Origin of the sequence: Streptomyces sp. NPDC005761, assembly GCF_040630635.1 — a bacterium.
In the GTDB taxonomy this organism is placed as follows: Bacteria; Actinomycetota; Actinomycetes; order Streptomycetales; family Streptomycetaceae; genus Streptomyces.
In genome coordinates this window covers 302,610-315,475 of sequence record NZ_JBEXXX010000002.1, presented here as the reverse complement: position 1 = coordinate 315,475, position 12,866 = coordinate 302,610, and the positions used below count along the sequence as shown (strand labels likewise).

The 12,866-nt window shown below is 68.3% G+C and carries 13 protein-coding genes and 2 tRNA genes; 7 read left to right on the top strand and 8 right to left on the bottom strand.

What is annotated here, in order from left to right:
* Positions 1 to 26 precede the first annotated feature (26 nt).
* The 8 genes from ABZ434_RS03655 to purS all read right to left on the bottom strand — a co-directional run bounded on the left by ABZ434_RS03655 (position 27) and on the right by purS (position 7,916).
* Positions 27 to 872 (bottom strand): META domain-containing protein, encoded by an 846-nt coding sequence (locus ABZ434_RS03655; protein ID WP_359131821.1) that lies wholly within the window; start codon positions 870 to 872, stop codon positions 27 to 29.
* 37 nt (positions 873 to 909) lie between these two features.
* Entirely contained in the window at positions 910 to 1,710 is an 801-nt protein-coding gene (locus ABZ434_RS03650; protein WP_359131819.1) for a sterol carrier family protein, read from the bottom strand.
* A gap of 228 nt (positions 1,711 to 1,938) precedes the next feature.
* Positions 1,939 to 2,577: a helix-turn-helix domain-containing protein gene (locus tag ABZ434_RS03645; RefSeq protein WP_359131879.1), complete on the bottom strand. Its 639-nt coding sequence runs from the start codon at positions 2,575 to 2,577 to the stop codon at positions 1,939 to 1,941.
* Positions 2,578 to 2,821: 244 nt separating this feature from the next.
* Entirely contained in the window at positions 2,822 to 3,823 is a 1,002-nt protein-coding gene (locus ABZ434_RS03640) for a peptidoglycan DD-metalloendopeptidase family protein (RefSeq protein WP_359131818.1), read from the bottom strand.
* Positions 3,824 to 4,019: 196 nt separating this feature from the next.
* A complete protein-coding gene (locus ABZ434_RS03635) occupies positions 4,020 to 4,574 on the bottom strand; it encodes a helix-turn-helix domain-containing protein (RefSeq protein WP_359131816.1) in 555 nt (184 codons plus the stop codon).
* A gap of 158 nt (positions 4,575 to 4,732) precedes the next feature.
* The gene (gene purL / locus ABZ434_RS03630; RefSeq protein WP_359131814.1) at positions 4,733 to 6,982 is read right to left on the bottom strand and encodes a phosphoribosylformylglycinamidine synthase subunit PurL; all 2,250 of its coding nucleotides are present in this window, start codon (positions 6,980 to 6,982) and stop codon (positions 4,733 to 4,735) included.
* Positions 6,979 to 7,659 (bottom strand): phosphoribosylformylglycinamidine synthase subunit PurQ, encoded by a 681-nt coding sequence (purQ, locus tag ABZ434_RS03625; RefSeq protein WP_359131813.1) that lies wholly within the window; start codon positions 7,657 to 7,659, stop codon positions 6,979 to 6,981. The genes purL and purQ overlap by 4 nt, the downstream gene beginning before the upstream one ends.
* Positions 7,656 to 7,916 carry a phosphoribosylformylglycinamidine synthase subunit PurS gene (gene purS / locus ABZ434_RS03620; RefSeq protein ID WP_356319201.1) on the bottom strand — a complete coding sequence of 87 codons (261 nt, stop codon included), beginning with the start codon at positions 7,914 to 7,916 and terminating at the stop codon, positions 7,656 to 7,658. The genes purQ and purS overlap by 4 nt, the downstream gene beginning before the upstream one ends.
* 384 nt (positions 7,917 to 8,300) lie before the next feature.
* Between purS and ABZ434_RS03615 the strand changes: the two genes are divergently transcribed.
* From ABZ434_RS03615 to ABZ434_RS03585, 7 genes are all read left to right on the top strand, one after another.
* The gene (locus tag ABZ434_RS03615; protein ID WP_359131812.1) at positions 8,301 to 8,636 is read left to right on the top strand and encodes an Lsr2 family protein; all 336 of its coding nucleotides are present in this window, start codon (positions 8,301 to 8,303) and stop codon (positions 8,634 to 8,636) included.
* 165 nt (positions 8,637 to 8,801) lie between these two features.
* A tRNA-Gly gene (locus ABZ434_RS03610) sits at positions 8,802 to 8,873 on the top strand.
* 80 nt (positions 8,874 to 8,953) lie between these two features.
* Positions 8,954 to 9,026 (top strand) — tRNA-Gly (locus ABZ434_RS03605).
* Between the two features lie 163 nt (positions 9,027 to 9,189).
* Positions 9,190 to 10,134 carry an ABC transporter ATP-binding protein gene (locus ABZ434_RS03600; RefSeq protein ID WP_359131811.1) on the top strand — a complete coding sequence of 315 codons (945 nt, stop codon included), beginning with the start codon at positions 9,190 to 9,192 and terminating at the stop codon, positions 10,132 to 10,134.
* Positions 10,131 to 10,940 carry an ABC transporter permease gene (locus ABZ434_RS03595; RefSeq protein WP_359131809.1) on the top strand — a complete coding sequence of 270 codons (810 nt, stop codon included), beginning with the start codon at positions 10,131 to 10,133 and terminating at the stop codon, positions 10,938 to 10,940. Before ABZ434_RS03600 ends, ABZ434_RS03595 begins: the two co-directional genes overlap by 4 nt.
* A gap of 16 nt (positions 10,941 to 10,956) precedes the next feature.
* Positions 10,957 to 12,249, top strand: a complete 1,293-nt coding sequence (locus ABZ434_RS03590; protein WP_359131806.1) for a histidine kinase — start codon at positions 10,957 to 10,959, stop codon at positions 12,247 to 12,249.
* Positions 12,246 to 12,857, top strand: a complete 612-nt coding sequence (locus ABZ434_RS03585; protein ID WP_359131805.1) for a response regulator transcription factor — start codon at positions 12,246 to 12,248, stop codon at positions 12,855 to 12,857. The genes ABZ434_RS03590 and ABZ434_RS03585 overlap by 4 nt, the downstream gene beginning before the upstream one ends.
* Positions 12,858 to 12,866 lie beyond the last annotated feature (9 nt).

The following is a 12,866-nucleotide window of genomic DNA, read 5'->3' as shown; positions in this document are numbered from 1 at the left end:
CCCTGCCCTCACCACTGCTCTTCCTCCTAGCCTTTTCGCTGCTCCTTCTCCGGAGCCGAGGCCGCGAGTCCCTTGCCGTCCGGTGCGGTGAGGGACAGCGTGCGGTGGGCAATCCCGTAGACCGCCCGCTTCCCGTCGAGTACGCCGAGCAGGGCGCGCTCCAGCCGCATCTCCGGGTCCGGACACACCTTGCGGGTGGTGACGAGTCGACCGAAGGCGACAGTGTGGCCGGACACATTGGCGGTGCCGCGGAAGCTGTTGCAGCCGAGGGTGCCGTGGACGGTGCCGTCCTTGCCGAACGTGATGCGCGCCCTGTCCGCCGTAGCTGCGGGCAGGGACGAGGCGATCGAGCCGGAAACCAGGGTGGTAATCCGCCATTGCGTGCCGCTGAGCGGGACCGGAGGTCGGGCGGTGAGTGCGATGGTGTCGCCCTGCGCGGTGGTCAGGGTGAGGGAGTCATCCGTGGCAACGGCTGTGAGTTCGCCGCTGAAGGCTTGCGACAGCAGGGTCTCGAACCGCTGGATGTCCTGCTCGCAGCCCATCTCGGTGGTCGTTCCCGGCTGGACGGTGAGCGTGGTGCCGTCGAGCCGGGTCTCGGCGGTGAACCGGTTGCAGCCGTAGTTCCCGCTCGCCCGTCCCTCGGCGTCGATTTCGACATGGGCCCCGGCCGGGGCGGCGGACCGCTTCCCGCCGACGGTCACCGATTCGACTCCCCAGCGAATGCCGGTGAGGGGTACGTCGCTCCGTACGGTTCCGTTTCCGTCACTGACATCGGAGCCGATACCGGTCCCCGGGCCGGAACCCCGATCCGTGCCGCAGGCGGCGAGGGTGAGGACGGCAAGGACGCTGACAGCCAAGCGTTGACGGTGCATGGCCATGGGACGGTCGCCACCGACGATCCGGTTCCCGTCACCCCATCAGGGGCAGCAACTCGGCGAGGTCCGCCCGTTCTCCACTGGCGCTCACCCTGGCGGCCTCGAGTTCCCGTTCCCATCGCGTACGTCCCGTGGCGAGCTTGATCCAGGTGAGCGCATCGGTCTCGACGACGTTGGGCGGCGTGCCGCGGGTGTGCCGTGGTCCCTGGACGCACTGAACCACCGCGAACGGCGGGACCCGCACCTCGACCGAGCCCCCCGGCGCCTTCTCCGCCAGGGCGTCCGCGAGCAACCGGGTGCAGGCGGCCAGCGCCTGACGGTCGTACGGGATGCCGAGACCGGTCGCGTGGTTGAGGTCGTACGTATGGACCACTAGCTCCACGGTACGGGTGACCAGGAAGTCCCCGAGCCGCATGGCACCGACCCTGGTGGCCAGCAACCGGTCCTCGCGAGCGCCCGGAACCAGGGCCTGGAACCGGTCGGCCACCTCTCCGTACAGCGCGTCCACATCGGGGCGGCCGGCAGACAGCACCACGGTGTCGTCGGCGATCCGGCCGGCCCGCTCCGCCGTGGTGAACGGCCACTCCAGCAAGCCCACCTCTGCCTTGGCCAGGACGGGCTCGGGCAACTCCAGGTTCCGGCTGACGTGCGAGAGCGCCATGGTCAGGTGAACGGCGAGCTCGCGCACCGTCCAGGCGCCGAGGCCGCTCGGTCCATCGAGTTGCTGGGGCGTCAGGGTGCTTACAGCAGCCCGAACATGGGAGAACTGTGCCAGCACCGCAGCGCGGGTCCTGGCCGGGTCATAGCGGCGGGCGCGCTTCTGGGACGGCGGCATGGTGAGGAGCCTACGGCGTGCCACATCTCCCCACCCACGATGGCGACAACGGCACGAGCGACGGCACGGGCGAGGGCACGAGCGACGGCGCGGACAGAGGCGCGGGAGACGGCGCTACCCACGGCGTGGGTAGACGGCGCGACCCATGATGCCGTCACGGCACGGCACCGATATCGGTGCGGGCCAGGCCTGGCAGCGGCGACCAGCACCCGCACCCGCACCCGAGGATCAGGGCCGGGTCGCGAAGTCGCCCAGGCCCTTCTCGAGCAGGTCAAACGCTCGCTCGGCGAGATCGGCGGCATCCGAGGCGATGGCCTCGGCGGATTCACCGGCCAGCAGTCGGCGGTGGTTCTCGGTAATCAGGGTGTTACGTGTGCCGATCAGCTGGGCTGCCACGATGCGCGCGACAGCCCGGTCCTCACCCTCCTCGACCAAGACCTCGATGAGCAACTCGTCGGAGCGAGCAAAGAACGCGTACGCCCGGGTGAGCAGTGCCGGCGTTTGCTGGATCAACTGGAGGAGTTGGAGCGCTACCGGCGAATCGCTCATCCCCACCGCGGGGTCCCGGCTCTCGATGGCAGCCAGGAACTGGCGGCGCGTGCCGGCAACTGCGGACTCCCCGGGCGCCCGGTTCCGCACCACGTGGGCGACGTCCCCGATGTGCTCCTCCATAGGAGCGAGAACCAAGTCTTCTTTACTGTCGAAGTAGTTGAAGACAGTCATCTTCGATACGTCGGCCGCTTCGGCGATCTCCGCAACCGAGACCTGATCGAATCCTCGCTCCCCGAAGAGCCTTGCCGCCTCGGCAAGCAGACGGCGGCGCGTCTGGATCTTCTTGCGCTCGCGCAGGCCCATCCCCTCGGTCAACATGGCATCACTGTACCAGGATGAAACTTAATCTCGGACTAAATTTATACCAAGTTCACTTTCCCCGGCGGGAGGACAGAGAGCCGCTTGCCATTACCGCGTGGCTTGCCCCGGCTTCTGGTCTCGGCCGCGTGGCCTCGTGATCTCTGGCCTCCGCCCTGGGCCCGCCAACCGCCACCTCCGGAGGTCGCTTCTTCCGGGAGGGTCCTGGTCCTGGCCCCCCGCACCCCGGATCCGCCTGCACTCAGAGGGCCCGATTCCCGCCCGGGCCCGGAACGGGATGGCCGCCCACAGCCCCGCCTGCCACGAACACCTCGCCGTTGGCCGGAACGCCTATCCCTCGCCAGGTGAACGGAATTCCCACCGCCACATCCAGGTCCGGGTCATCCATCAGCTGGAAGTGCACATGCGGTTCGGTGGAATTCCCTGAGTTGCCGCACTCGGCGAGTATCTGCCCGGCCCGGACCCTCTCGCCCGCCCGCACCCGGAGCGAGCCGCGCCGCAGGTGGGCGTACATGGCATAGGTGCCGTCACCGAGGTCCAGGACGAGATGGTTCCCGACGATGCTGCCTGGACCGAGCACATCCCGTACGGAAGCCTCGATCAGCATCAGGTAGATCAGTGCGGGAACGGAGTTGCGGCTGAGATGGTCACGCCGCCCGTGCGACGCATGCACCACCGTGCCGTCAGCCACCGCGAGAAGTGGAGCTCCGAAGGCGGGAAAGTGGTGGTTGCGCCGGGCGATGGGCCACAGGTAGCGGAACTTAGGGCGCGTCAAGGCGCCGCCGCCCTCGGCCGCTCCAGCTCCCGCACGGGACTCCTGTTCCGACACCGGCCCGGGCTCCAGCTCCGGCCCGGGCTTCGGCTCCCACCCGGTCTCGGCTTCCGGCCTCAGCTCCGACTCCGGCCCGGGCCCCGCCCCGGTCTCCGGCTCGGCTACGACATCGATCGCGTACGTCTGCCCGTAGCCGTGTATCCCGTGGCTGGGCACCTTGTCCGCCGGACTGTTCAACGCGGTCCACCGCCCGGACACCGGCGGCTCGACCTCTACCGCGGGTCGCTGGTCCGCAGCTGCCGTGCGGGCCCTACGGCCCGCAGCCATGACGAGCGCGATCGCGGCAGCCGCGGGCACCCACGTCAGCCAGTACGGAAAGGGCGGGCGGGTGGCGAGGCTGAGGACCACCATCGTGAAGAAGATGATCCAGCAGGCCCGGTACAGCACCATGACAGCTTTACGGACAGACATGACGTCCCCCTACTCGTCGGTCTGGTCGGCGATTCGCTTACGTTCCCTCTGAGTTCGCCCTGTGCTCAGTTCGTTCTGCTCCCAGTCCGTTCTGTTCGCCCAGGTCGTTCCGTGCTCAGGTCGTTCCGCATTCGGTTGGGTGACCGGCCGGCCCGTGGCGAAGCACTCGGTTTACGGTCGGCCATTCATGCGCGACTCAGGGCTTCGCCGCCGTCAGGGCCACCAGCAGCGGCACCACACGGGCACCAGGAACCTCGTATCTGCCCCGCCCCTTCGTGTGCAGCCAGCCCGCCCCCGTCAGCTGACGCAGATGGTGGTAGATCTGCCCCGTCGTCCCGGTCTCGTCGAGCGCGGCGAGTTCCGCGGCTGTCCGCCGGCCGCCGAGGATCTCCCGGAGCAGTCGCAACCGCACCGGGTGGCCCAGCGCGGCGAACGACTCGGCGACATCCGCCCAGTCGGCGCCCGCAGGCACCTGCTCGCTCCCCTCCCCCGCACTGCCCGCCCCGCCTGCACCTCCGGCGTCCAGCAACTGCTCCGTCAGCGCGCCGTACTGCCACTCGTACCGCTCGCCCGTGGGCAGCCTCACCGCACCCGTGTACAGCACCCCGCCATCAGCCGCCCCCGCCAGCTGCTGCTTCAGCCCCTCCAGGGCCCAGAAGTCCCCCCCGGTCGGGGAGGGAGCTTCCGGGTGCTCGCCCACAAGCGCCTCAAGTCGCCGCTCCAGCTCCGAGACCCGTTCCTCCAACTCCATAGAACAAGGATTACGTAATTACGTAATCCCCGTCAAGAGCTCACGGGAAACCAGATCATCGAAGCCGGACCCGGTCGCGACGGGGCAGCACGCGCAAGCCCCCGCCCGGTCAGACCGGGCGGGGGCTTGCGCGAAATGTGACGGACGTGTCCGCCCAGCTACGCGAGCAGCGCGGGGATCGTCCCCTCGTGCGCCGTGCGCAGCTCGCTCAGCGGAATGCTGAACTCGCCCTGGATCTCGATCTCCTCGCCGTCCACGACACCGATCCGGGTGACGGGCAGACCCCGCGCCCCGCACATGTCGTTGAAGCGGAGCTCCTCGCTGCGCGGGATCGAGACGATCGCGCGTCCCGCCGACTCGGAGAAGAGGAACGTGAACGCGTCCAGACCGTCCGGCACGACCAGCCGGGCACCCTTACCGCCGCGCAGGCACGATTCGGTGACCGCCTGGATCAGACCGCCGTCGGAGAGGTCGTGCGCCGCGTCGATCATGCCGTCGCGGGACGCGGAGATCAGAATCTCGCCGAGCAGCTTCTCGCGGCCCAGATCGACCTTGGGCGGCATGCCGCCGAGGTGGTTGTGGACGACCTCGGACCAGGCCGAGCCGCCGAACTCCTCGTGCGTGTCACCCAGCAGGTAGAGGAGCTGGCCCTCTTCCTTGAAGGCGACCGGCGTACGCCGGGTGACGTCGTCGATCACACCGAGCACGGCCACGACCGGAGTGGGGTGGATGGCCGTCTCACCCGTCTGGTTGTACAGCGACACATTGCCACCGGTGACCGGGGTGCCCAGCTCCAGGCAGCCGTCCGCCAGACCACGCGTGGCCTCGGCGAACTGCCACATGACGTCCGGGTCCTCGGGCGAACCGAAGTTCAGGCAGTCCGAGATGGCGAGCGGCTTGGCGCCGGAGGCGGCGACGTTGCGGTACGACTCCGCCAGCGCGAGCTGAGCGCCGGTGTACGGGTCGAGCTTCGCGTACCGGCCGTTGCCGTCCGTTGCCATGGCCACGCCGAGGTTGGACTCCTCGTCGATGCGGACCATACCGGCGTCCTCGGGCATCGCGAGCACGGTGTTGCCCTGCACGAACCGGTCGTACTGGTCCGTGATCCAGGACTTCGACGCCTGGTTCGGCGAGGAGACGAGCCGCAGAACCTGCTCGCGCAGCTCGGCGCCGTTGGCCGGGCGTGCCAGCTTGCCGGCGTCGTCGGCCTGCAGCGCGTCCTGCCAGGACGGGCGGGCGAACGGGCGGTGGTAGGTCGGGCCCTCGTGAGCGACGGACCGCGGCGGCACGTCCACGATCTGCTCGCCGTGCCAGAAGATCTCCAGCTGGGAGCCCTCGGTCACCTCACCGATGACGGTGGCGATGACGTCCCACTTCTCGCAGATCTCCAGGAAGCGGTCCACGTGCTGCGGCTCGACGATCGCGCACATGCGCTCCTGCGACTCGCTCATGAGGATTTCCTCGGGCGAGAGGGAGGAGTCGCGCAGCGGCACGGTGTCCAGCTCCACGCGCATGCCGCCGGAACCCGCGGAGGCCAGCTCGGAGGTGGCGCAGGAGAGCCCGGCGCCGCCCAGGTCCTGGATGCCCGCGACGAGCTTCTCCTTGAAGATCTCCAGGGTGCACTCGATGAGGAGCTTCTCCTGGAACGGGTCGCCGACCTGAACGGCCGGGCGCTTGGCCGGGCCGGTCGACTCGAACGTCTCCGAGGCCAGGACCGAGACCCCGCCGATGCCGTCGCCGCCGGTGCGGGCGCCGTACAGGATGACCTTGTTGCCGGGCCCAGAGGCCTGGGCCAGGTGGATGTCCTCGTGCTTCATCACGCCGATGCAGCCGGCGTTGACGAGCGGGTTGCCCTGGTAGCAGGCGTCGAAGACGACTTCGCCACCGATGTTCGGCAGACCCAGGCAGTTGCCGTAGCCGCCGATGCCCGCGACCACGCCCGGAAGGACGCGCTTGGTGTCGGGGTGGTCGGCCGCACCGAAGCGCAGCGGGTCGACGACCGCGACCGGGCGGGCACCCATGGCCAGGATGTCGCGGACGATGCCGCCGACGCCGGTGGCCGCGCCCTGGTAGGGCTCGATGTACGACGGGTGGTTGTGCGACTCGACCTTGAAGGTGACCGCGTAGCCCTGGCCGACGTCGACCACACCGGCGTTCTCGCCGATGCCGACAAGCATCGCGTCGTTGGCGGGGACCTTCTCGCCGAACTGCTTGAGGTGGACCTTGCTGCTCTTGTACGAGCAGTGCTCGGACCACATCACGGAGTACATGGCGAGCTCGGCGCCGGTGGGACGGCGGCCCAGGATCTCGCGGATCCGGGCGTACTCGTCCTCCTTGAGGCCGAGCTCCTTCCAGGGCTGTCCGGTGTCCGGGGTTTCGGCCGCGTGCTTGACCGTGTCCAGGCTCATGCGTTGACCAGCTTCTTGATGATCGAGGTGAAGAAACCGAGACCGTCGGTACCACCGGTGCCGATCAGCGGCTCCACGGCGTGCTCCGGGTGGGGCATGAGGCCTACGACGTTGCCCGCGGCGTTGCTGATGCCGGCAATGTCACGCAGCGAGCCGTTGGGGTTGACGTCCACGTAGCGGAACGCGACGCGGCCCTCGGCCTCCAACTCGTCGAGCGTGCGCTCGTCGGCGGTGTAACGGCCGTCCATGTTCTTGAGCGGTACGGAGATTTCCTGGCCGGCGGAGTAGTCCGCGGTCCAGGACGTCTCCGCGTTCTCGACACGGAGCTTCTGATCGCGGCAGATGAAGTGCAGGTGATTGTTGCGCAGCATCGCGCCGGGCAGCAGATGCGCCTCGGTCAGGATCTGGAAGCCGTTGCAGATGCCGAGGACCGGCATGCCCGCCTTCGCCTGCTCGATCACGGTCTCCATGACCGGCGAGAAGCGGGAGATGGCTCCGGCCCGCAGATAGTCGCCGTAGGAGAAACCGCCCGCGAGGATGACCGCGTCGACCTGGTGCAGGTCCTTGTCGCGGTGCCACAGCGATACGGGCTCCGCGCCGGCGACCCGCACGGCCCGAAGGCTGTCCTGGTCGTCGAGCGTGCCCGGAAAGGTGACGACTCCGATACGAGCAGTCACTTCGACTCCTCGGCCTTCTCCACCTTCACGGTGAAGTCCTCGATCACGGTGTTGGCGAGGAACGTCTCGGCCATCTCGTGAATACGAGTGAGGGCGGCGTCATCGACGGGCCCCTCGATCTCGAGCTCGAAACGCTTTCCCTGACGTACGTCCGCGATTCCCTCGAAGCCGAGACGGGGCAGCGCACGCTGCACAGCCTGTCCCTGCGGGTCGAGAATCTCGGGCTTGAGCATGACGTCGACTACGACGCGTGCCACTGGCACTCCCGGTGTGGTGGTGTGGTGCGGCTGTTTCTCCGGGGGGTTCCCCAGACCCCCGCGGGTCCACTCAGCGTACCTGGCCAGAAATTCTACGCGGGTAGATATCGAGAGGGTCAGATCACGCCGAGATATCGGCCACGGCAACAGGGCCGAAAAATCCTGCAACAAAAATCCTCACCAGCGGCACACAAAGCAGGTTGACACGCGCAGGTAATTGGGCGGGCTTCACAATGCGGTGCCAGTCGCTGTACAAATGATTACCGGGGAAAGCAGCATTGCCCCTAAACGGCCGACAGCCGTCGGCCCACATCCGCGCTCACAGCCGGAAGGCCGGCATCCGCGCATGTCAGACGCGGATGCCGTAGGAAAGGACCGATATCCGTGGCTCAGCGCGTAGTGGTCACGCTCTCCGACGACATCGACGGGGGAGCAGCGGCGGAAACGGTCACCTTCGCCCTGGACGGGAAGTCGTACGAGATCGACCTGAACCCGTCCAATGCAAAGAAGCTGCGCAAGGCCCTGGCGCCGTACATGGCGGCCGGTCGCAAGCAGACAAACGCAGGCAAGCACGGCAAGGCGCCCGTCTCGTACCGGCACACCTCGCTGGCACCCGATCCGGCAGCCGTCCGCGCCTGGGCCCGTTCGCACCGGATGGAGGTGCCGGCCAGGGGCCGGATCCCCAAGAAGGTCTACGAGGCGTTCCAGGAAGCCAGTTGAGGGGATGAGCGGATGACGGCCGGTCGGTTTCGGGCGTCGGACCGCCCGTCACCGGCCACACGGGCGACACCCTGTGGGAGCCGACTTGCGCGACACCCCTGCAGGTCGGCTAGAGTCTGGAGCACGCCGAAGGGCAAGGCCGCAAAGCCGAACCTCACGCAGCGTGCGGGTGTAGTTCAGTAGTAGAACATCCCCCTTCCAGGGGGAAGGCGCAGTGTGCAATTCCTGTCACCCGCTCTGCACCACTCTTCTCAACCACTCCAGTGGATCAGGTAGAGTAGTGCTCGCTCCACCGGTGAAAGCCGAGTGGCTGCAATGCGGACGTAGCTCAGTTGGTAGAGCGCAACCTTGCCAAGGTTGAGGTCGCCAGTTCGAACCTGGTCGTCCGCTCTTGATCGAAGGCCCTGGTCGATTTCGACCGGGGCCTTCGTCGTATTCGTTTCATGGTCATAACTCTCCCCCCTTCCGACTCTGTCCACCCATGACGTTTGTCATGCGACGCGATGACAGCTCGCACTGCTCGCGGCCCTGTCCGGGCGGAAACCTTGAGTGCATGACCATCGAAGAAATTCTCCGTGACTGCGTGATCGAGGTGGACGGCGTCCGGCGCAGCTACGCGGGCGGCTTCGAGGCTGTGACCGGCGTCTCGTTCTCTGTGGGACGCGGCGAGTTGTTCGCCCTGCTCGGGACCAATGGCGCCGGCAAGACGTCCACCGTTGAACTCCTCGAGGGGCTGGCCCGGCCCGACAGCGGCGCGATACGGGTGCTGGGTCACGACCCGTACGCCGATCGCGTCGCTGTCCGGCCGCGGATCGGGGTGATGCTTCAGGAGGGCGGCTTCCCGTCCGACCTGACCGCAGCCGAGACCGTACGGATGTGGGCAGGCTGCACCAGCGGTGCCCGGCCGGTCGGCGAGGCGTTGGAACGGGTGGGGCTCGGCCACCGGTCCGGCGTCCGCGTCAAGCAGCTCTCCGGCGGCGAGCGACGGCGGCTGGACCTGGCGCTTGCCCTGCTCGGCCGACCCGAAGTCCTCTTCCTCGACGAACCGACCACCGGTCTCGACGCCGAGGGGCGACGCGACACCTGGGAGCTGGTGCGGCAGCTCAAGGAGGACGGCATCACCGTCCTGCTGACCACGCACTACCTGGAGGAGGCCGAGGCGCTCGCAGACCGGCTGGCGATCATGCATGGGGGCAGGATCGTGACCTCGGGCAGCATCGCCGAGGTAACGGCCGCGCGCCCGGCCCGGATCCGGTTCGAGCTGCCCGAGGGAGTCGTGCCGGGACAACTGCCCCTGGGTCTGCGTGCCGCGGCCGAAGGCCGCCGGATCGAGATCCGTACCCATCGGTTGCAAGAGTCACTGACTGAACTGCTGCGCTGGGCCGCGGAGTCGGATGTACCGCTGGCCGGCCTCGACGCCCGGTCCGCCTCGCTCGAAGAGGCATTCCTCGATATCGCAAAGTCCGCCGCAGAGACCGAAGAGGTGACCGTGTCATGACGACGTCCACCACCACTGCCCCGCCCACAGCGGTTCGGGCCTCGACAACGGCCCGGGGCCGCCTGGCCGCCCTCGGCCGGGCCGAAATGACCTTGCTCGCTCGCAACAGGACGGCAGTCATCGTCGCCCTGCTGGTGCCCTCGGCCATGATCATGGCGATGAAGTCGACCCTCGAGCAGGTGGACCTCGGCGGCACCGGACTCACGGTCGCCGGAGCCGCCCTCACCGGCGGCATCGGAACGGTTCTCATCCAGGCCGTCTACATGAACATGGTTGCCGCCTACGTGGCGCGGCGTGAGGACCTGGTCCTGAAGCGGCTGCGTACGGGCGAGGTCAGCGACGGCGAGATCCTGACAGGGACGGCGCTGCCCTCGGCCGCCCTGGCCTTGGCGCAGTCCGCGCTGATCATCGTGACCGGGGCTGCCTTCTTCGGCGTCACCGCTCCACGACGGCCCGAACTGCTCCTCGCGGGGCTTCTGCTGGCCGTGGTGTTGCTGACGGTGCTGGCCGCGGTCACCTCCATACTAACCCGCACCGTGCAGACGGCGCAGCTCACCACGTTGCCGTTGTTCCTGGTCTCGATGATGGGCTCCGGGCTCTTCGTCCCGCTGGCGATCTTTCCCGGCCCACTCGCATCGGCCTGTGAGTTGCTCCCGCTGACCGGCGCGATGACGCTCATACGCTCGGGCTGGCTGGGCGTATCCGATGGCACTGACCTGCTCGGGGCAGCGCTGAGCGGACTGGTCTGGACGGCGCTCGCGGTGTTTGCTGTGCAGCGGTGGTTCCGCTGGGATCCCCGACGCTGAGAGAGGTTGTGCCGCGTTGACGCACGTACGGGGATGGCGCCGCAGCTGGCAGGAGCGCAGCAAGCTGCAACGGATCGACCTCTACTCGCGGGTGACCATCTCCTCGATCCCCTGGCTCTTCGCCCTGTCCTGGCAGCTGGCCCCCTTCAAGTCGGATATCCGCCATGAGCCTCTCCCACTGGTGCTGGGCTCGTTGTTGCTCCTGGTGAGCCTCGCGCAGTGCCTGTTGAGCAACCGAAATGTGCAGTCGTCGTACGCGCACTACCTCGGCATCTCCGTCTTTCCCGGACGGCGGCTGCTCGCACCACTGGCCTTGCTGTTGCTCCAAGTGGGCCTACTGGCGCTGCTCGCCGCCGTGGACGGCGTGGCCGGCGCAGGGCTGCTCCTCATGAGCCTGAACGCACCGATGGCGTTCGTGATCACGCGGGTTCTCCTGGTTCCGGTCCGCGCATTCGTGATCGAGTCGCTTCTCCTCACCGTGACGACCACCAGCGCACTCGCCGCGGCCGGGGTACGGGGAGGAACCCTGGCCGGCGTCGTACCGACCACGCTCTTCGGCTGCGTGCTGGTCCTTGTCTCGGTACGGCCCAGCGCCTGGAGCATGAGCGTGATGTGGCAGGCCGAGGAGGCCCGGGACGTGCAGGCCAGGCTCGCCGTCGCCGAGGAACGGCTGAGGTTCGGAAGGGACATGCACGATGTACTGGGCCGCAATCTCGCGGTGATCGCGCTGAAGAGCGAACTGGCGGTGGAGCTCGCGCAGCGCGGCAGGCCCGAGGCGCTGGACCAGATGGTCGAGGTGCAACGGATAGCACGAGCCTCGCAGCAGGAGGTGCGCGACGTCGTGCGGGGTTACCGGGAAGCCGATCTCACCACGGAACTGGCCGGGGCCCAGGGAGTGTTGCGGGCAGCGGGCATCGCGTGCGCGGTAGCGGGCGGCGATGGTACGGAGCTGCCCGGGCCCGTCCAGTCGGCCCTCGGCTGGGTGGTGCGCGAGGCCGCGACCAATGTGCTGAGGCACGGCGATCCGAGCCATTGCATGATCCGGCTCGCCATCTCGGCGGATGCGGTGGTGCTGGACGTGGAGAACGACGGGGCGCCTGCGGCTCCTCCCGGAGGAAGCGGCTCCGGGCTGGCCGGACTGCGCGAACGGCTCGGCGCGCTCGACGGCGCGCTGGAGGCGGGCCCGGCGCAAGGCGGTCTGTTCCGGCTGAGCGCACGGATCCCGTTGGCCCGTGCGGAATCCGTTGACGTCCCGTGTGCGGCTGCCGGGGACACATCGCGTACGGCACTCCTGGAGGATCGACGATGACTGCGGTACGGGTACTGCTCGCCGATGACGAGCACCTGATCCGGGGTGCGCTCGCGGCACTGCTCGCGCTGGAGGACGACCTGGTGGTGGTCGCGGAGGCCGCGACCGGTCCCGAGGCGCTCGCCATGGCCCGGGCACATCGCCCGGATGTAGCGGTGCTGGACCTGGAGATGCCGGGGGCAGACGGTGTGAGCGTCGCCACATCCATACGGTCCGAACTTCCGGGCTGCCGAACCATGATCGTGACGAGTCATGGCCTTCCGGGACACCTCAAGCGAGCCCTTGCGGCGGGGGTGCGGGCCTTCGTACCTAAGACTGTCAGCGCCCGGCAGCTCGCCGGCATCATCCGCACCGTGCACGCCGGAAACCGATATGTGGACCCGGAGTTGGCGGCCGACGCCATCGCCGCCGGAGACTCGCCGCTGACCGTGCGCGAGGCCGAGGTGCTGGAACTGGCGGCCGACGGGGCTCCGGTCGCCGAGATCGCGGAGCGGGCGTCCTTGTCACAGGGGACGGTACGCAACTACCTCTCGGCGGCGGCCGCGAAGCTTGGGGCGGAGAACCGTCATGCCGCAGTGCGTCTCGCACGCGAGCGGGGATGGGTATAGTAGTTCTCG

Excerpts from the sequence above, each read along its gene's own strand:
- ABZ434_RS03655 (WP_359131821.1), bottom strand. The coding sequence starts at position 872 with ATGCACCGTCAACGCTTGGCTGTCAGCGTCCTTGCCGTCCTCACCCTC.
- ABZ434_RS03650 (WP_359131819.1), bottom strand. The coding sequence starts at position 1,710 with ATGCCGCCGTCCCAGAAGCGCGCCCGCCGCTATGACCCGGCCAGGACC.
- ABZ434_RS03640 (WP_359131818.1), bottom strand. The coding sequence starts at position 3,823 with ATGTCTGTCCGTAAAGCTGTCATGGTGCTGTACCGGGCCTGCTGGATC.
- ABZ434_RS03635 (WP_359131816.1), bottom strand. The coding sequence starts at position 4,574 with ATGGAGTTGGAGGAACGGGTCTCGGAGCTGGAGCGGCGACTTGAGGCG.
- purL (WP_359131814.1), bottom strand. The coding sequence starts at position 6,982 with ATGAGCCTGGACACGGTCAAGCACGCGGCCGAAACCCCGGACACCGGA.
- ABZ434_RS03600 (WP_359131811.1), top strand. The coding sequence starts at position 9,190 with ATGACCATCGAAGAAATTCTCCGTGACTGCGTGATCGAGGTGGACGGC.
- ABZ434_RS03595 (WP_359131809.1), top strand. The coding sequence starts at position 10,131 with ATGACGACGTCCACCACCACTGCCCCGCCCACAGCGGTTCGGGCCTCG.
- ABZ434_RS03585 (WP_359131805.1), top strand. The coding sequence starts at position 12,246 with ATGACTGCGGTACGGGTACTGCTCGCCGATGACGAGCACCTGATCCGG.